The sequence below is a fragment of the Sporosarcina ureae genome (assembly GCF_029267015.1).
GTDB lineage: Bacteria > Bacillota > Bacilli > Bacillales_A > Planococcaceae > Sporosarcina > Sporosarcina ureae_D.
Genome location: NZ_JARIEA010000059.1, coordinates 138305 through 157213 on the forward strand (window position 1 = coordinate 138305; position 18909 = coordinate 157213).

Genomic DNA, 18909 nt, shown 5'->3' on the forward strand with positions numbered 1-18909 from the left:
GCAAGAGTTTTCATACGTCACTTTTTACATATCTTTACCGTGATTGTGTAGTATTCTTCAGAATCTACTTCTTCGGATTCTACTTCAATTCCACTCTTGGCCATTAGTGCCAGTGATTCGCGCAACGTATTTACCGCAATACGAACATCCTTACTGACAGCTTTCTGTCGAGGTCCGCGCTTTCTTGCAGGTTGCACTTTCTCAACTGATTCAGTTGGGTACAAGATCTCTTTAATCCTGGCTTCTAGATCTTTAACGTTATATTGATTCATTTTGATCTCTTCCAACACTTCCATCTGAAGTGTGGATTCCTTTAACGGTAATAACGCGCGTGCATGACGTTCAGATATTTCCTTTTTCAAGATCGCTGTTTGAACGGATTCAGGTAACTTCAATAAGCGCATCTTATTTGCAATTGTAGACTGCCCCTTACCAAGTCTTTGTGCTAATGCTTCCTGTGTCAGTTCATGCAGTTCCAGTAAACGTTCATAAGCATGTGCTTCCTCAATTGCCGTCAGTTCCTCGCGTTGCAAGTTCTCAATTAAAGCAATAGAGGCCGTCTCTTTATCATCCAAGTCTCTTACAATTGCCGGTACTTCTGTCCAGCCAAGCTTACGCATCGCACGATATCTTCGTTCCCCAGCAATGATTTCGTATGATCCGTCATCTTTTGTACGAATGACAATTGGTTGAATAACGCCATGTGTATGAATCGTTCTAGCAAGTTCTTCAATCTTTTCTTCATTAAAAATTGCCCGTGGTTGGTATTGATTCGGTATAATTGTATCAATACCTATCTGTGCTACCTTCTCCAGATGCTGAACTCTAACTTCTTCTATCGTAGCCATCTTTTCTCCCCCACCAAAAAAACGCGAAAAAGTACTTTTCAACCTCTGCACCACCTTTTCGGAACTATTCCCTCTTATCTCTTCTATACAATTGTTTCACGTGAAACATTCCCTTAAATCAGTCTGCTGTAATCGGTGTTTTATTAGGTATACCCGGTTTTCTTGGGTATTTCTTCGGTGTCTGCTTCTTCTTTTCAAAGACAAAAATGTGGCGTTCACTATTTTCTTCCGGTAAAAGGAATGCATGTTCATTCTGTAAAACTGCCCCAAGTAGTTTTACAGCACGTGTAGCATCTGCCATTTCATTGGAAGCATCTGCACCTTTCATGGAAACAAAGAGTCCACCTTGTTTGGCAAGTGGAATACAGAGTTCCGACAATACCGACAAACGTGCTACTGCACGCGCAGTCACTACATCAAACTGTTCACGATACTTCGGATTGCGACCGAACTCCTCTGCTCTTGCATGGACGAATGCCACTTTTTCAAGCTTTAATTCACTTGCTAAATGGTTTAAAAATGTAATACGTTTGTTCAAGGAGTCTACAATCGTTACGTGAAGATGTGGATAGATAATCTTTAACGGGATACTCGGAAAACCTGCGCCCGCTCCTACATCACAAATTGATTCATACTTCGTGAAATCCACGTAAAATGCACTTGTGATGGAATCATAAAAGTGTTTTAGATATACAGAAGGTGCATCCGTAATCGCCGTTAAGTTCATCTTTTCATTCCACTCAACGAGTACTTCAAAGTAACGTTTGAACTGTTGTTTCTGCGTATCAGATAATTCAAAGCCTTTCTCTTGTAGCGCTTCGTAAAACTGTTCTTCCGTCATGTTCTCATTCCTTTTCAAAAAGACTGATACCCTTAAGTGCCAGTCCTATACTCACCCGGATACTTTCGCAATCTTTCCCTGTTCAATATAGACAAGTAAGATCGAGATATCTGCTGGATTGACACCCGAAATACGTGATGCCTGCGCTATCGACAACGGCTGTACTTCTTTAAGATTGGCCTTTGCTTCTTTGGCAATACCTGAAATTGCATCATAATCAATGTTTTCAGGAATCCGCTTATTCTCCATCTTCTTCATTCTTGCTACTTGTTGCATGGATTTCTCAATATACCCCTCATACTTGATGAAGATCTCAACTTGCTCTGCCACTTCATCGCTAATTTCTTCAAGAGGCGGAACCACTTTGCACAATTCGCTGTACTTCATTTCAGGTCGCTTTAATAAATCAGCTGCCTTCATCGGTTCACGAAGTGCTGCTCCACCTGCTTCAGCGATAATTGCTTGAACTTCGTCTGTCGGTTTAATTGATGTTTTGCGTAAATGTTCAATCTCCGCATCAATTTGTGCTTTCTTCGCCAAAAACTTGTTATGGCGCTCTTCACTGATCATTCCATTTTGATAACCAATCTCCGTCAAACGCATATCGGCATTGTCATGTCGTAGTAATAGACGATATTCCGCCCTTGACGTCAATAGACGATATGGTTCGCTTGTTCCTTTAGTGACAAGATCATCGATGAGTACGCCAATGTATGCATCACTTCGACCCAACACAACTTCTTCTTTGCCAAGTACATTGCATGCTGCATTGATTCCCGCCATCAATCCTTGTGCTGCAGCTTCCTCATATCCGGAAGTTCCGTTAATTTGGCCAGCTGTGTACAAGTTTTTAATCTTTTTCGTTTCTAACGTTGGCCATAATTGTGTAGCAATGACGGAATCATACTCAATTGCATAACCCGCGCGCATCATTTCAGCTTTTTCAAGTCCTGGTACACTTGCAATCAAGCGATGTTGTATATGCTCGGGAAGACTTGTTGACAATCCTTGTACATATACTTCTCTTGTATTACGACCTTCAGGCTCGAGGAAAATCTGGTGACGTGATTTGTCCGCAAAACGTACAATTTTATCTTCAATGGATGGACAATAGCTAGGTCCTTTTCCTTTAATCATGCCCGAATACATCGGGGATAAATGAAGGTTTTCATTGATGATTTCATGCGTTTCCGGAGTTGTATACGTTAACCAACATGGCAGCTGATCCGTAATGAATTCAGTTGTTTCATAGCTGAATGAACGCGGTACGTCGTCTCCTGGCTGAATTTCTGTCTTGCTGTAATCGATCGTATTGCTGTTAATACGTGGCGGTGTTCCCGTTTTAAATCGAACCGTCTGTAAACCAAGTTCTTGCAAATGCTCCGCCAGTTTAATGGATGGCATTTGATTGTTCGGTCCACTCGAGTATTTGAGATCTCCGATGATGACTTCCCCGCGTAAAAATGTACCTGTTGTAATAATGACAGTCTTTGCACGGAAAATGGCACCAATCTGTGTCACTACGCCTTTTATTTCGTCATCTTCTACGATCAATTTTTCGACGACCGCTTGGCGAAGTGTCATATTCGGTTCTTCTTCTAGAATGCGCTTCATTTCTTGCTGATACAATACTTTGTCTGCTTGTGCACGTAAAGCACGCACTGCTGGACCTTTCCCTGTGTTCAATAAACGCATTTGAATATGCGTCTTATCTATGACTTTTGCCATCACGCCGCCAAGTGCGTCTATTTCACGCACTACAATGCCTTTTGCAGGCCCTCCCAATGAGGGATTACATGGCATGAAAGCAATCATGTCTAAATTCATTGTTAAAACTAATGTCGATGCGCCCATCTTGGCTGATGCGTAGGCTGCTTCTGCGCCTGCGTGTCCAGCACCAATGACGATACAATCGAACGTGCCTGCTTCAAATTGTGGCATGTTCGTTCATCCTTCCCATTTATAAAATCATTATTTTCCGAGGCAGAACTTTGAGAACAACTCTTTAATTAAACTATCTTGAACGGTATCTCCGATGATTTCACCGAGAATTTCCCACGTACGTGTAACGTCTATTTGAATCATATCAATAGGAACTCCTGCTTGTGCTGCTTGTACTGCATCGTCAATCGTATTACGCGCTTGCTTGAGTAGCGAAATGTGGCGAGCATTGGATACATACGTTAAGTCATTGGATTCCAATGAACCTTCAAAGAACAGTGCAGCAATCGCTTCTTCCAACTCATCAATACCTTGCTCTTGCAGAATGGAAGTAGTAATCACGCGATCTCTTCCTGCCAATTCATAGACTCGTTCCAGATCAATTTTTGCTGGCAAGTCTGTTTTATTGACGATAACGAGCATGTCCATACCGGCAACAGCTTCAAATAATCGCTCATCTTCATCTGTTAACACTTCAGAACTATTCACCATCAATAGAATGAGGTCCGCTTCTTTCAGTACCTTCCTAGAACGTTCCACACCAATCCGCTCGACAATATCTTCTGTCTCCCGAATTCCTGCAGTATCGACAAGACGTAAAGGAACTCCCCGAACATTGACGTACTCTTCTATAATATCGCGGGTAGTGCCCGCAACATCCGTAACAATCGCTTTGTTTTCCTGCACTAAGCTGTTAAGTAGCGATGACTTTCCAACGTTCGGACGTCCTACAATGACGGTAGATAATCCTTCACGCAAGATCTTTCCTTGTGATGATGTACGCAATAACTCATCAATCTCATTCATTACCCACGTACCTTTTTCAACCATCAAAGGAATTGTCACTTCTTCAACATCATCGTATTCCGGATAATCTATATTAACTTCCACTTGTGCAAGTGTTTCGAGTAATGCTTGTCGCAATTCGCCGATCAAGTGGGATAATTTCCCCTCCATCTGATTCAGTGCAACGTTCATGGCTTTATCTGTTTTGGCCCTGATCAAATCCATAACTGCTTCCGCTTGGGATAAGTCAATTCGACCATTCAGAAATGCCCGCTTGGTAAACTCACCGGGTTCTGCTAATCTAGCCCCCTCTGTCAATACCAATTGAAGTACTCTATTGACTGAAGTGATGCCTCCATGACAGTTGATCTCCACTATATCTTCACGTGTAAAGGTCTTTGGTGCTTTCATGATCGACACCATAACTTCCTCCACTAGTTCCTCAGTGGCGGGATCATGCAGATGTCCATAATGAATTGTGTGCGATGGTTGTTCGCAGAGTGGTTTCGCTGCTGGTGACTGGAATATACGGTCTGCAATCTTCCATGCGTCATCGCCGCTCAGACGAACGATGGCAATCGCTCCTTCTCCCATAGGAGTGGAAATAGCGGCTATCGTATCAAAATGCAAGTTTTTCACCTTCCTGGCTTCGTTGTGCACATGTGCATATCTTTTATAGCGAATACTACTTTCTAACAACCTATATTATCATAAATCGTCGGAATCTCCTAGCACGCGAATTTAAAAAAATGTGGATAAATTCAGGAATTTTGAACCAAGCGTCATGGTAATTTACCATGTGCTAGCAGTCGACAAAGAACACTGTCGTTTCAAGATTTCTCGTGTAGAAACTTTCTGAAAAGATAATATAGGAGCAAGAAAGGATGCAAGAAATCTAGAGAGTATTTGAGTGGCTTGCATGTCTATCGTGGTGGGCTTTACGCTTCAGATAGGATGCAGTGAAACAATTAGTCGCAAGCTCCCGTGACAAGTGTACTCGGCTAGAAGTGAAAGTTCCTAGCGCACGATTCCCTACTTACACGCACTAAAAAACCCCGTAGAAGCTTCCACGGGGCTCGTTTTATTCGATTCCTTTGATGACGATGTGTCGGTATGGATCTTTTCCTTCAGAGAATGTCTCGACATCGAGTCTGAGTGATAATGCGTTATGGATGACCTTTCTCTCGTAGGAAGGCATTGGCTCAAGCGCCACTTGACGTTTCGTCCGTACTGCGCGGTCTGCCATGCGATCCGCCAGCTGTTCTAGTGACTGCTCACGGCGCTCGCGGTAATCCGCTACATCAATTCTTACAATCTTGAATTGCTTCGTTACATTATTGGCGACGAGCTGTGCTAATTGCTGGATTGCATTAAGCGTTTGGCCTCTTTTGCCTATTAAGAACGCTGCCTTTTCACTTTCTAGTTGGAAGTTAATATACTTCCCTTTTGTTTGATATGTGATGACCAAATCTTCAATACCCATTCCTTCAGCCATCTCTTCGATGTATCGCTTAGTTTCTTCAATCGCTTCTTTTTCATTATAAATCTTAGTATTTTGTGCAGGTTCGGCTTCTTCATCCATCACAGGCTCTGCTTTAGCCTCAGGCTGTTGAACAACTTCTCGAGCCTCAGTCACAGGTGATGGCTCTTTACTGTCATCTGCTAGCGTCTGTGCCGGTTCAGTGACCGGAGTGACCACAGGTTTAGGGATAGGCTTTGATTTCTCTAATACAGTTACATGCACTTCGGCTTGTTTTGAGCCAAAACCAAGAAATCCTTTTCTGCCCTTTTCCACTACCTGTACCTCTACTTCATCTCTTGTTACACCCAGGTCCTGTAAAGCTGATTCAATTGCTAGCTCGACTGTTGCTGCCCTTTGTGTAAGTTGTTTCATTTCTTTTTCCCTCCCGCTTTCTCTACTTCGACGTTTTTCGGCTTATCGAACGGCTTATAGATGAAAATGTTTTGGAGCAATGAAATGATATTTCCGACAATCCAGTATAAAGCAAGTGCTGCTGGCAAGAATGAACCGAATACCATGATCATAAATGGCATAATATACATCATCATCTTCATCTGTGGGTTATCCATTGCAGGTCCTGTACGTAGAACGGTCAATTGGAACAATCCAGCAATGATAGCAAATAAAATACTTGGTGAACCGAGTGCAACTCCGAAGAAATTACCCAGTTCAATTGTTGGCGTTGCATTCATCCGGCTGATCGCATGATAGAAACCAATAAATATTGGCATCTGAATGAGAACCGGTAGACATCCTGCAACTGGATTGATCTTTTCGTTAATCATGATTTGTTGCATTTCTTCTTGATACTTCTTTTGGGTCACCGCGTCTTTGGATTTATATTTCTCTTTCAACGCTTTAAGTTGCGGTTGGATTTCCTGCATGCGCTTCGAACTTTTCGTTTGTTGAATAATCAATGGAAGCAATGCGGTACGAATGATTGCTGTAACGACGATAATGGCCAGTCCATATGTACCTAACCACGATTTGAATTTCATAATCAATGTGACGAGCGGCCAGACGATATATTCGTTCCAGATACCTGTGCTTTCGGCCGTGATCGGCTCCTTGAATTCGGTACAACCTGCCATGAAGACAGCGACTACAACAAGTAGTGAAAGGAACACTAATTTCTTTTTCAACATTTTTTCCCCCAAACAGTCGCAAGATCATTTATTAAGTTTTTTTCAGTGTAACATGACGGCTTTAATCGTTCTACATCTTAATGAGACTTTACTTAAACACCTTTGCGATTTTTAGTACATGTCGCAGATTTTTCTTGGCCGTATGGAAATCAAGCGTAGCGGCTTGATTTCTCGCGATAATAACATAATCCAGATCAGGTTTGACCTCATCTTTCATTTCCAGGAACGATTGTCGGATGTATCGTTTAATCCGGTTTCGTGTGACGGCATTCCCTACCTTTTTACTGACAGATAAGCCGATTCTGAACTCTTCCTGGTCTTCCTTCTTATAGGTATAGACAATAAACTGTCGGTTAGCAAAAGACTTTCCTTTTTTAAATACTGTTTGAAATTCTTTATTTTTTTTAATTCGCTGGCTTTTTTTCATATTGGCACCTGCTTTAATTTTCTTCCGCCACAGTCTGCTGATCCTCTAATGGTAGAGACTTGGCAGTCACTAAGAAATAGTCCAATAGCTAAAAAAAAGACCACTGATGTCAGTGGCCTTATGCTGAAAGAACTTTTCTTCCTTTACGACGACGAGCTGCTAGAATTCTACGTCCGTTTTTCGAACTCATTCTTTGGCGGAAGCCGTGAACTTTAGCGCGTTTACGTTTATTTGGTTGGAATGTACGTTTCATTTCGTAAGACACCTCCTGCTTTGATTGTCTCTTTTCCTACTATGACAGTCTTGAACAGTATAGCCATCCAGTAAAAGAATGTCAATGTTTTTCTATTCCTTAGTTTAAGATCCGCACTCAATACTTTTAATCACCATATAGACTTATCCACAACACTCCATGATATCGCTCTGGATGAATTGTTAATGGATTAAAATTGTGGATTTCTTATACCGGCAATTGTCGACAAGTTTTTCACATATCCAAGCCTGTGGATAACCACTTTATGCACAGTTAACGGAGTTGTGCATAAATCATCAGATCCCTTGTCAATATTCATTTTCCCTGTTACAATTAGAAAGCTTTTGTTGTGTATATAATTTATATCTAAAATCTTATCCACATATGTGAATACAGTGTGGATAGTTTTTTCAACATGTTTCGATAATATTTATCCACAGCCATGGATACTGTGTATAAGCGGATTCAGGGCTTTTTAATATTTCATTGTAAAGGAGGCACACGTTTGGAAAATCTATCGAGTTTATGGGAACAAGTATTGAAGAATATTGAAGCTAGAGTTTCGAAGCCTAGTTTTGAGACGTGGTTGAAATCAACAAAGTTACTGACGTATGAAGCAGAACATGCAACTATTTCTGTTCCAAACTCATTCGCTAAGGACTGGCTTGAAACACATTACGTCCATCTAATAACAGGGATTCTATCCGAACTAACGGGTGAAGATCGAATTGTTGAGTTTATCGTCCCGCAAGACATGGCGGAGAACGATATTAAATTACCAAAGCCAGAGCCTAAGCCAGTAGAAAGAGCGCCTATGGCCAATTCAGCTGGCATGTTAAATCCAAAGTATACATTTGATACATTCGTCATTGGGTCAGGAAACCGCTTTGCTCATGCTGCTTCACTTGCAGTTGCAGAAGCACCCGCAAAAGCCTATAATCCACTCTTTATCTATGGAGGCGTTGGATTAGGAAAAACGCACTTAATGCATGCAATTGGTCATTATGTACTGGAACAAAATCCCGCACTAAAGGTAGTTTATTTGTCATCTGAAAAGTTTACGAATGAGTTTATTAACTCCATACGTGATAATAAAGCCGGTGATTTTAGGGACCGATACCGCAGCGTAGATGTGCTATTAATTGATGATATTCAATTCTTGGCAGGAAAAGAACAAACGCAAGAAGAATTCTTCCATACATTCAATACGCTGCATGAAGAATCAAAGCAAATCATCATTTCCAGTGATCGACCTCCAAAAGAGATCCCCACACTGGAAGACCGTTTACGTTCTCGCTTTGAATGGGGACTGATTACAGATATTGCACCGCCTGATCTTGAAACGAGAATTGCAATTTTACGCAAAAAGGCTAAAGCAGATGGTTTAGTCGACATCTCAAACGACGTCATGCTATACATTGCCAATCAAATTGATACAAATATTAGAGAACTAGAGGGTGCATTAATCCGTGTGGTTGCGTACTCCTCGTTAGTAAATGCAGATGTCACCACAGACTTGGCAGCTGAAGCATTAAAGGATATTATTCCAAACTCACGTCCGCGGATTATATCGATTCTAGACATTCAAAAGGCCGTCGGTGAGCATTTTAATATTAGATTAGAAGACTTTGTAGCGAAGAAACGAACACGTGCTATTGCATTTCCACGACAAATTGCAATGTTTCTTTCAAGAGAGCTGACAGATTCATCACTGCCGAAGATTGGTTCGGAATTTGGTGGTCGGGATCACTCCACTGTTATTCACGCACATGAAAAGATCTCGAAACAACTTGATGTAGACAAATCACTACAACAAGATGTACAAGATATTAAAAAGGTTTTAGGAAGAGCCTAATGAGTTGTGGATAACTGTGGACAAGTAGTGCAAGGTCGTCCACTTGTTATGCACATGTGGGAAACTATGATTCTCATACATTCAAAAGGCTTTTCCACATATCCACAGGCCCTACTACTATTACTACTATTTTTAATTACTTAATTATTATTATATAAGCGAGGTATCGATATGCAGTTTGAAATTATGAGAGATAGATTATTGGATGGATTGAGCGATGTTATCAAAGCAATCAGTTCAAAAGTGACAACACCTATTTTGACAGGAATCAAATTAGAAATTACTGATAAGGGATTGACGATGACTGGAAGTGATTCAGATATCACGATATCCACTTTCATTCCAGTCGAAGAGGATGGTACACAAATCATTCAAACGATCCAACCTGGTACACTAGTATTACAAGCAAAAGTATTCAACGAGATTATTCGTAAGCTCCCGACTAATGAAGTCATGATTGAGTTACGTGATGGAATGAAAACACATATTCGTTCTGGTCAGTCTGAATTCCATATTATTGCCCAAAGTGCTGACGAATATCCCATTCTGCCAGACGTAAAAGATGCAGAACGCTTTGAAATGCCGGCGGATCTGATGAAATCGCTTATTCGTGAAACTGTATTTGCTGTATCTCAACAAGAAACGCGTCCAGTTCTAACCGGCGTTCAATGGATCATGAAAGAGCAAGAGTTGTATTGCATCGCGACTGATAGTCACCGATTAGCTAGACGAATTGTAACACCTGAAATTCAAGCGAGTTCACCATTCAATGCAGTAATTCCGGGTAAAAGCCTTCAGGAACTTAGCAAAATATTGCCTGACGACTCGACTGCAGTAGAAATCTTCATTGCCAATCAGCAAGTACTATTCAAGTTGCACAATGTCTTGTTCTATTCAAGACTATTAGAGGGCAATTATCCTGACACGTCACGTCTGATTCCAACCGAATACAAAACGTCCATAACAATTAATGGTCGTAATCTGTTGCAAGCAATTGACCGTGCATCTTTGTTAGCGCGTGAAGATCGGAATAATATTGTGCACTTCTCAACAGACGGTAGTCCACATGTGCAAATCTCTTCAAATTCTCCAGATGTCGGAAATGTAGAAGAACTGGTAGAAGCTGTGCATATCGAAGGTGAACCTTTGAAAATCTCCTTTAGTGCAAAGTATATGATGGATGCATTGAAGGCAATTGATGGTCAGGATCTTAAGATTCATTTTACTGGCAGCATGCGACCATTCATCTTAAAATCAATTGATAGCGAAGCAATATTACAACTAATTTTACCGGTTAGAACGTTTTAACCCGGAACTATAGAAAATATCTTTTAAAAGGGTAGTCAACATGTTGGCTACCTTTTTACTTATTGCGAAAAGTTAGGTAAACTAGAGGGACAGAATATTTTAAGAGGGATTGATAAAAAAATGGAAACAGTACAGTTTAATACTGAATATATAACGCTTGGACAATTACTAAAAATGACTAACGTGATCAGCTCTGGCGGAATGGCTAAATGGTTTTTAGGTGAAAATGTCGTCTATGTAAATGGCGAACCAGAACAACGACGCGGTAAGAAACTATATGACGGTGATGTAGTAAATATCCCGGGTGCAGGAAAATTCAAACTGTCATTGGATGAATCTGGACAGTCGGATGCATATTGATCGGCTAAAATTATCGAACTATCGAAATTACGAATCTCTGGAATTAGAATTCTCTCCCACAATGAATGTGTTGATCGGCGAAAATGCACAAGGGAAAACTAATGTCATGGAGGCTATTTACGTATTAGCCATGGCAAAATCTCATCGCACATCAAATGATCGTGAACTTATACGTTGGGAACAAGAGTGTGGTAAAATAGAAGGGGACGTCCAACGTAAATTTGGACATATGCCGTTAGAGCTGACGATTTCCAAAAAGGGAAAGAAAGCTAGAGTTAATCATCTGGAACAAAATCGTTTGAGTATGTATGTCGGCCAGATGAATGTAGTCATGTTCGCGCCTGAAGATTTGAATATCGTAAAAGGCAGCCCACAGCTGCGCAGGCGTTTTTTAGATATGGAAATTGGACAGATCTCGAGAGTCTATTTGCATGACTTGGTCAATTTCCAAAAGATATTAAAACAACGCAATGCCTTGTTAAAAGCAAATCGAGGTAAATTGGATCTCCAGGATGTTATGTTCGATATTTACACAGAACAGTATATTCAAGTGGCAGTTCAAATTATTCGAAAACGTTTTTATTTCATGGAATTGCTACAAAAATGGGCAAACCCCATTCATCAAGGGATTTCACGTGGTCTTGAATCACTAGAAGTTTCATATGGGACTTTAAAAGATCTCCATTCTGGGCAGACTGCCAAGGAGATGGAAACAATTTTTGCTGATCAGTTACAGAGTGTACGAAGACGCGAATTAGAACGAGGGCTTACACTAATAGGTCCACATCGTGATGATTTGCAGTTTTTTGTCAATGGGTACGATATTCAAACGTACGGTTCACAAGGGCAGCAACGGACGACTGCTCTTTCTTTAAAGCTTGCGGAAATTGAGCTAGTAAAGCAAGAAGTGGGCGAAACTCCGATTTTATTGCTAGATGATGTGTTATCGGAATTGGATGATTATCGACAATCGCATTTACTAAGTACAATGCAAGGACAAGTACAAACATTTGTGACGACAACCAATATCGCAGGAATTGATCATAATACGATTCAGGAAGCAGCTATTTTTGAAGTGCATGACGGATCAGTCTCACGTAGAGAATAGGTTAGTACGGTTTGATAGGTTTGGAAAGGAAAGGTGAACACCTTGGCAATTGAAGATAAGGACATACAGACCGATTATGATGCAGGTCAGATACAAGTATTGGAAGGCCTCGAGGCTGTCCGCAAACGTCCCGGTATGTACATTGGGACTACAAGTGCGAAAGGACTTCATCATCTTGTATGGGAAATTGTAGATAACAGTATTGACGAGGCCCTCGCTGGGTACTGTGATCACATTGAAGTAACCATAGAAAAGGATAACTGGATTCGTGTAGCTGATAATGGTCGCGGGATTCCAGTAGGCATTCAAGAGTCAACAGGTAGGCCCGCTGTTGAGGTCATCATGACTGTATTACACGCTGGCGGTAAGTTTGGTGGCGGTGGATATAAAGTTTCTGGTGGTCTACACGGCGTAGGATCTTCAGTTGTCAATGCTTTGTCAGAGAAGACGGAAGTCTATGTTAAGCGTGATAATAAACTATACGCGATTGAGTTTTCAAGAGGACCCGTCTCAAAAGAACTTGAAGTCATTGGTGAATCGGATGAAACCGGTACTACAATTCGATTCAAGGCGGATTCTGAAATCTTTACGGAAACAACGGAATATGAGTACAGCATATTGGCAACACGTTTACGTGAACTTGCTTATCTAAATCGTGGCTTACGTATTACCATTGCGGATGAGCGCGGTGAAGAAACTGTATCAGAATTGTTTCACTACGAAGGCGGTATCAAATCATACGTCCAGCATTTGAACGTAAATAAAGAACCGATCTTTGAGGATCCAATTTATACCGAAGGCGAACGTGATGGGATTACTGTTGAAGTCGCTATGCAATACAACAGTGGCTATGGAGAAAACCTATTGTCATTTGCGAATAACATCCATACGTATGAAGGCGGTACACACGAGCAAGGCTTCAAAACGGCATTAACTCGAGTGATTAACGACTATGCACGTAAGAACGGCCTATTGAAAGAGTCAGAAGACAATCTGACAGGGGATGATGTGCGTGAAGGACTAACGGCTATCGTATCCATTAAGCACCCTGATCCTCAATTCGAAGGTCAAACAAAAACGAAATTAGGTAACTCAGAAGTTAGTACGATTACCAATTCATTGTTTTCCGAAGCACTGCAACGTTTCTTAATTGAAAATCCAGTGGTAGCGCGTCAAGTAGTTGGTAAGAGTACGATGGCAGCAAGAGCACGTATGGCTGCGAAAAACGCTCGTGAATTGACACGTCGCAAATCGGCGTTAGAAATATCGAGTTTGCCGGGTAAACTATCAGATTGTTCTTCAAGAGATCCAGCTATCAGTGAATTGTATATTGTTGAGGGTGACTCGGCTGGAGGATCTGCAAAAAATGGTCGTGACCGTCACTTCCAAGCGATCTTGCCATTACGAGGGAAAATCCTCAACGTAGAAAAAGCGCGTTTGGACCGTATTCTAGGAAACGCAGAGATTCGTATGATTATTACGGCACTCGGCACAGGAATCGGACCTGAATTCAACTTGGATAAAGCCCGTTACCACAAGCTTGTCATTATGACAGACGCTGACGTGGATGGAGCCCACATCCGGACGTTATTATTAACCTTCTTCTTCCGTTTCATGCGTCCGTTGATCGAAGCAGGCTATGTATATATTGCACAGCCACCGCTTTACCGCGTGCGCGCAGGGAAAAAGGAAGAGTATTGTTATGACGAAGAGGCGTTGCAAGAAATCTTGAGCAGAATGCCAGCTTCACCAAAACCAGACATTACACGATACAAAGGTCTAGGTGAGATGAATCCTGAACAGCTATGGGAAACAACAATGGATCCTGAAAAGCGTACGTTCTTGCAAGTTCGTATGGATGATGCAATAGAAGCCAATGCAACATTTGAAGAACTAATGGGTGATGAAGTAGAGCCACGTAGAAAATTCATTGAAGACAATGCAGTTTTCGCACAAAATATCGATACTTGATTGATTGTGAATGAATTAGCAACGATCAAAATTATAGATATAAGTGGTGAAAGGAGCTTGACAACATGGCAGATTTGCCAAAAGGCGGAGTGCAGGAAATAAATATTAATACAGAGATGAGAACATCATTTCTGAACTATGCGATGAGTGTTATTGTTTCTCGTGCGCTTCCAGACGTTCGTGATGGTTTGAAACCCGTACATCGCCGTATCTTGTATGCTATGCATGATCTCGGAATTACCGCGGAAAAACCACATAAAAAGTCTGCACGTATTGTAGGGGACGTTATTGGTAAGTATCACCCACACGGTGATAGTGCAGTCTATGACACAATGGTACGGATGGCGCAAGACTTCAGTTATCGCTACATGCTAGTGGACGGACACGGAAACTTTGGTTCTGTGGATGGAGACGGCGCAGCTGCAATGCGTTATACGGAGTCTCGTATGTCTCGCATAGCAATGGAATTACTACGCGATCTCAATAAAAATACAGTTGATTTCCAAGCAAACTATGACGAGCAGGAAAAAGAGCCTGCCGTCTTACCAGGCCGTTATCCAAACTTACTAGTAAACGGTACATCTGGGATTGCGGTAGGAATGGCAACAAATATTCCTCCCCATCACTTAGGGGAAACGATCGATGCTGTACTTGCCTTAGCAGAAAACAGTGCAATTACAACTGAGGAACTGATGGAGATTATTCCTGGCCCAGATTTCCCAACGGGCGGTATGATCCTTGGACGTAGTGGAATTCGTCGTGCTTATGAAACAGGCCGTGGTTCCCTAATTATCCGGGGAAAGGCAGAAATCGAAACGGCTACAAACGGTCGTGAAACGATTATCGTCAATGAAATACCGTTCCAAGTGAACAAAGCAAAGTTAATCGAGAAGATTGCGGAGCTCGTGCGCGATAAGAAGATTGAAGGCATTACGCACTTGGCAGATGAATCTGACCGCACAGGGATGCGAATTGTCATTGAAGTACGACGCGATGCCAATGCCAACGTTTTATTGAACAACCTGTATAAACAAACTGCCTTGCAGACTAGTTTTGGTATCAATATGTTGGCACTTGTAGACAAGCAACCAAAAGTGTTGCCATTGAAAGAAATTCTATACCACTACTTAGAACACCAGAAAGTGGTCATTCGTCGCCGTACACAATTTGATTTGAATAAAGCAGAAGACCGTGCGCATATCTTAGAAGGACTACGTATAGCGCTTGATCATATTGACCGCATCATTGCATTGATCCGCGCGTCTAAGACGACAGGGGAAGCAAAGGCAAGCTTGATGGAGACATTCGAGTTATCCGATCGTCAATCACAAGCTATTCTCGATATGCGTTTACAACGCCTAACAGGATTGGAAAGAGATAAGATTGAGTCTGAGTACCAGGAGTTGCTGACACTTATTGCCGAATTGCGTGCGATTTTAGCGGATGAAGTAAAATTAATTGAAATAATCCGTGAAGAATTGACTGAAATTAAAGAGCGTTTTTCTGATGAACGTCGAACGGAGATTATGCTGGGCGGTTCTGAAATGCTTGAAGATGAAGATTTAATTCCAGTGGAAAACTCCATTGTGACATTAACTCATCAAGGGTATATTAAACGTCTACCAGCCAATACGTATCGCAGTCAGAAACGTGGCGGTCGTGGAATTCAAGGTATGGGTACGAATGAAGATGACTTTGTAGAGCACTTGTTAAATACATCTACGCATGACACGATTTTATTGTTTACGAGCAGAGGCCGTGTATTCCGTAAAAAAGGCTATGAAGTTCCTGAATACAGCCGTACTGCCAAAGGCTTGCCGATTATTAACTTGCTAGACTTCCAAAAAGGTGAAAAGGTTACGGCCATGATCCCAATTGACGAGTTTACTGAAGATCATTATTTGTTCTTCTCGACAAAACAAGGTGTTATTAAACGAACGTCGATTATGGACTATGCCAATATTCGTGCGAACGGCTTAATTGCACTAGGATTGCGTGAAGAAGATGAACTGATATCCGTTAGGTCTACTGATGGAACGTCAGATATTGCGATCTGTACAAAACAAGGTATGATGATTCGTTTTGACGAAGAAACTATCCGTCCGCTCGGCAGAACTGCCGCAGGTGTACGCGGTATCAGATTGCGTCTCGAGGATGAAGTAATTGGCATGGATATTGTAGATGCTGGAGATGACATCCTAGTAGTTACTGAGAAGGGGTATGGTAAACGTACGCCTGAAAGTGAGTACCGATCTCAATCACGTGGCGGTTATGGACTAAAAACTATGCATATGACAGATCGAAATGGCGGTATCGTCGCGATGAAATCGGTTAACGGAGAAGAAGATTTAATGTTAATTACGATTCACGGGATTTTAATCCGTATGTCGATCAGTGATATTTCTATATTTGGTCGATCTACACAAGGAGTACGACTTATTCGCTTGGCTGATGATGAACGAGTAGCAACAGTCGCAAAGGTGGAAAAAGATGACGACCTTGAAGAAGAGCTTGATGATCACGTGGAAACATCTGAACAGGTATTGCCAGATACAGATATAGATACTGAACTAGATTCAGAAGAATAAGCAAAAGTTATTGGAGAGGTTTAATTTACCCCTCCAATAACTTTTTTTTACTTTCAATAGGAAAATTTGCTCAGACATCTATCCATATAATTGAGAATATTATATGATAATAGATAGAGCGAACAAGAAATCAGGTGAAAACGTTGGATATTTACAAAGAGGTAAGTGAATTGAGGCCGGGTAGTTTTCTAAAAGAGGACCTGTATGTCAATACGAAAAACCCGATTATGGTTAAAGACACTAAGTTAATGCTAGAGCATTTCGAAATTCTTCATTCATTTGGTATTACCCGCGTTTTGGTTGAGTCAAAGGCACTTAGTAAAACAGACCAAGGACCTGTAGAGCAAATAACGGAAGTAAAACTAACACCAGAAGTTGAAAGTCTGATGAATCAAAGTGCACCTCCAAAGTCAAGATCAATGGAAACATTATATGACGAGGCAGTAGAATCATACAGAAAAGAATTTATCAATTATAGATCAGGTAAGAAACTAGACGTCGCGGCAGTGCGTACAATTGTCTTACCGGTAATTCAAGCCTTTTTAGAAAATAAGGAATACGTTAGAAGACTAAATGAGTTTTCCTCCATGCAAAACTATCGCGCACATCATTCTATTAGCGTAGGGATTCTAGCAGCATTAATAAGTGATGCTATGGGATACCCAAGAGGACAAGTACTACAAATTGGTATAGCCGGCGTATTAGCAGATAGCGGTATGGCTAAAGTAGATGAGAAAATTATTGATAAAGTCGCGTTTCTAACAGGCGAGGAATTGAATGAAGTAAAGAAACACGTGATTCATAGTTTCCAAATGGTTAACGACTCTTCATTAGTACGGCAGGAAATGAAAGTAGCAATTCTCCAGCATCATGAGCGTTTCGATGGTAGTGGTTATCCGAGAGGGCTGAAAGGGCAAGAGATTACAGAAATCTCCCAAATACTTTCAGTGGCGGATGTATACCACGCAATGGTGTCGGAAAGACCGTACAGACAAAAGGAGAGTTCTTTCAAAGTAATTGAGTTAATGAGAGAAGAGGAATTTGGCAAGTTTGATATGAAAGTAATTGAAGTACTTCACGAACTGATCAACAAGCTTTCAATTGGAACCAAATTAAAACTAACGACCAATGAGATAGCCGAAGTTATTTATTTACACAGAGACTTTCCATTGCGTCCGATAGTGAAGGTTTTAGATACAGGCATCCATATTGACTTATCATCTAACAGAAAAATATCCATTGTTAAGGTCTTTTAATACACCAAACCCTAAATAAAGAAACAACTAAAGAGATTACGAAGTCTTTAAATCATCATTGTATAGGTGGTTTGTATCTTTCTTTCATTGTAGGTACGCGGTTTCACCATTCTTTTTTAAAAGAATGGTGAAAAAGCTTGCATTCCTTTAAACACGGTGGTATATTTATAAGCGTCGCATTGAGCAGTTGCGAAAACATCAAACTTAACAAGAAAAACTTTTTAAGTAAAAGTGTTGACAACGAAACGATGAGATGTTAATATTAGAAAGTTGCCTCTTACGAGAGACTAACCTTATGAACCTTGAAAACTGAACAGCAAAACGTTAATGAAATACAGTTTGTGCCTGGCTTGCCAGTGACATAAACAAAATGAGTATCTTAATTGATGCCAGCAAATGAAACTCGAGCTAATCGATTTTTCATGTAACTGACTGACAAGGTGTAGTGAAGTACTAGGAGATGAAGGAGAGAAGGAGGGAGCGTACTCAGGTACGTGACCGACTGACCGACTGAAATCGACGACGTAATTCGCTGCAGATTGTCTGTCAGTATTATGGAGAGTTTGATCCTGGCTCAGGACGAACGCTGGCGGCATGCCTAATACATGCAAGTCGAGCGAACTGTTGGAAGCTTGCTTCCTTTCAGTTAGCGGCGGACGGGTGAGTAACACGTGGGCAACCTGCCCTTCAGATGGGGATA

The 18909-nt window shown here is 41.3% G+C and carries 15 protein-coding genes and 1 rRNA gene; 8 read left to right on the forward strand and 8 right to left on the reverse strand.

Annotation, left to right across the window (positions count from 1 at the left end):
- Nucleotides 1–17: 17 nt before the first annotated feature.
- The 8 genes from noc to rpmH form a co-directional block, all read right to left on the reverse strand.
- Entirely contained in the window at nt 18–890 is an 873-nt protein-coding gene (noc, locus tag Q7P97_RS09625; RefSeq protein WP_303968977.1) for a nucleoid occlusion protein, read from the reverse strand.
- 76 nt (nt 891–966) lie between these two features.
- The gene (gene rsmG, locus Q7P97_RS09630) at nt 967–1689 is read right to left on the reverse strand and encodes a 16S rRNA (guanine(527)-N(7))-methyltransferase RsmG (RefSeq protein WP_303968978.1); all 723 of its coding nucleotides are present in this window, start codon (nt 1687–1689) and stop codon (nt 967–969) included.
- A 51-nt stretch (nt 1690–1740) separates the two neighbouring features.
- Entirely contained in the window at nt 1741–3630 is a 1890-nt protein-coding gene (mnmG, locus tag Q7P97_RS09635) for a tRNA uridine-5-carboxymethylaminomethyl(34) synthesis enzyme MnmG (RefSeq protein WP_303968979.1), read from the reverse strand.
- A gap of 30 nt (nt 3631–3660) precedes the next feature.
- Nucleotides 3661–5046, reverse strand: a complete 1386-nt coding sequence (gene mnmE / locus Q7P97_RS09640) for a tRNA uridine-5-carboxymethylaminomethyl(34) synthesis GTPase MnmE (protein WP_303968980.1) — start codon at nt 5044–5046, stop codon at nt 3661–3663.
- A 451-nt stretch (nt 5047–5497) separates the two neighbouring features.
- On the reverse strand, nt 5498–6310 hold the full coding sequence (gene jag, locus Q7P97_RS09645) for an RNA-binding cell elongation regulator Jag/EloR (protein ID WP_303968981.1): 813 nt from the start codon (nt 6308–6310) through the stop codon (nt 5498–5500).
- Nucleotides 6307–7083 carry a membrane protein insertase YidC gene (gene yidC / locus Q7P97_RS09650; protein ID WP_303968982.1) on the reverse strand — a complete coding sequence of 259 codons (777 nt, stop codon included), beginning with the start codon at nt 7081–7083 and terminating at the stop codon, nt 6307–6309. The genes jag and yidC overlap by 4 nt, the downstream gene beginning before the upstream one ends.
- Nucleotides 7084–7171: 88 nt before the next feature.
- The gene (gene rnpA / locus Q7P97_RS09655) at nt 7172–7510 is read right to left on the reverse strand and encodes a ribonuclease P protein component (RefSeq protein WP_085427699.1); all 339 of its coding nucleotides are present in this window, start codon (nt 7508–7510) and stop codon (nt 7172–7174) included.
- Nucleotides 7511–7628: 118 nt separating this feature from the next.
- Nucleotides 7629–7763, reverse strand: coding sequence for a 50S ribosomal protein L34 (gene rpmH / locus Q7P97_RS09660; protein ID WP_029054388.1), 135 nt, complete (start codon nt 7761–7763; stop codon nt 7629–7631).
- Between the two features lie 505 nt (nt 7764–8268).
- Here rpmH and dnaA point away from each other — a divergent pair.
- The 8 genes from dnaA to Q7P97_RS09700 form a co-directional block, all read left to right on the forward strand.
- Entirely contained in the window at nt 8269–9618 is a 1350-nt protein-coding gene (gene dnaA / locus Q7P97_RS09665; RefSeq protein WP_303968983.1) for a chromosomal replication initiator protein DnaA, read from the forward strand.
- A gap of 171 nt (nt 9619–9789) precedes the next feature.
- Nucleotides 9790–10926, forward strand: a complete 1137-nt coding sequence (gene dnaN, locus Q7P97_RS09670; RefSeq protein ID WP_303968984.1) for a DNA polymerase III subunit beta — start codon at nt 9790–9792, stop codon at nt 10924–10926.
- 120 nt (nt 10927–11046) lie between these two features.
- Entirely contained in the window at nt 11047–11286 is a 240-nt protein-coding gene (gene yaaA / locus Q7P97_RS09675; protein WP_085427702.1) for a S4 domain-containing protein YaaA, read from the forward strand.
- Nucleotides 11276–12394 carry a DNA replication/repair protein RecF gene (gene recF, locus Q7P97_RS09680; protein WP_303968985.1) on the forward strand — a complete coding sequence of 373 codons (1119 nt, stop codon included), beginning with the start codon at nt 11276–11278 and terminating at the stop codon, nt 12392–12394. The genes yaaA and recF overlap by 11 nt, the downstream gene beginning before the upstream one ends.
- 42 nt (nt 12395–12436) lie before the next feature.
- Nucleotides 12437–14365 (forward strand): DNA topoisomerase (ATP-hydrolyzing) subunit B, encoded by a 1929-nt coding sequence (gene gyrB / locus Q7P97_RS09685; RefSeq protein WP_085427704.1) that lies wholly within the window; start codon nt 12437–12439, stop codon nt 14363–14365.
- A gap of 65 nt (nt 14366–14430) precedes the next feature.
- The gene (gene gyrA / locus Q7P97_RS09690; RefSeq protein WP_303968986.1) at nt 14431–16953 is read left to right on the forward strand and encodes a DNA gyrase subunit A; all 2523 of its coding nucleotides are present in this window, start codon (nt 14431–14433) and stop codon (nt 16951–16953) included.
- Nucleotides 16954–17096: 143 nt separating this feature from the next.
- A complete protein-coding gene (locus Q7P97_RS09695; RefSeq protein WP_303968987.1) occupies nt 17097–18209 on the forward strand; it encodes an HD-GYP domain-containing protein in 1113 nt (370 codons plus the stop codon).
- A gap of 551 nt (nt 18210–18760) precedes the next feature.
- Nucleotides 18761–18909: ribosomal RNA gene (locus Q7P97_RS09700) — 16S ribosomal RNA — on the forward strand; the annotation flags it as partial.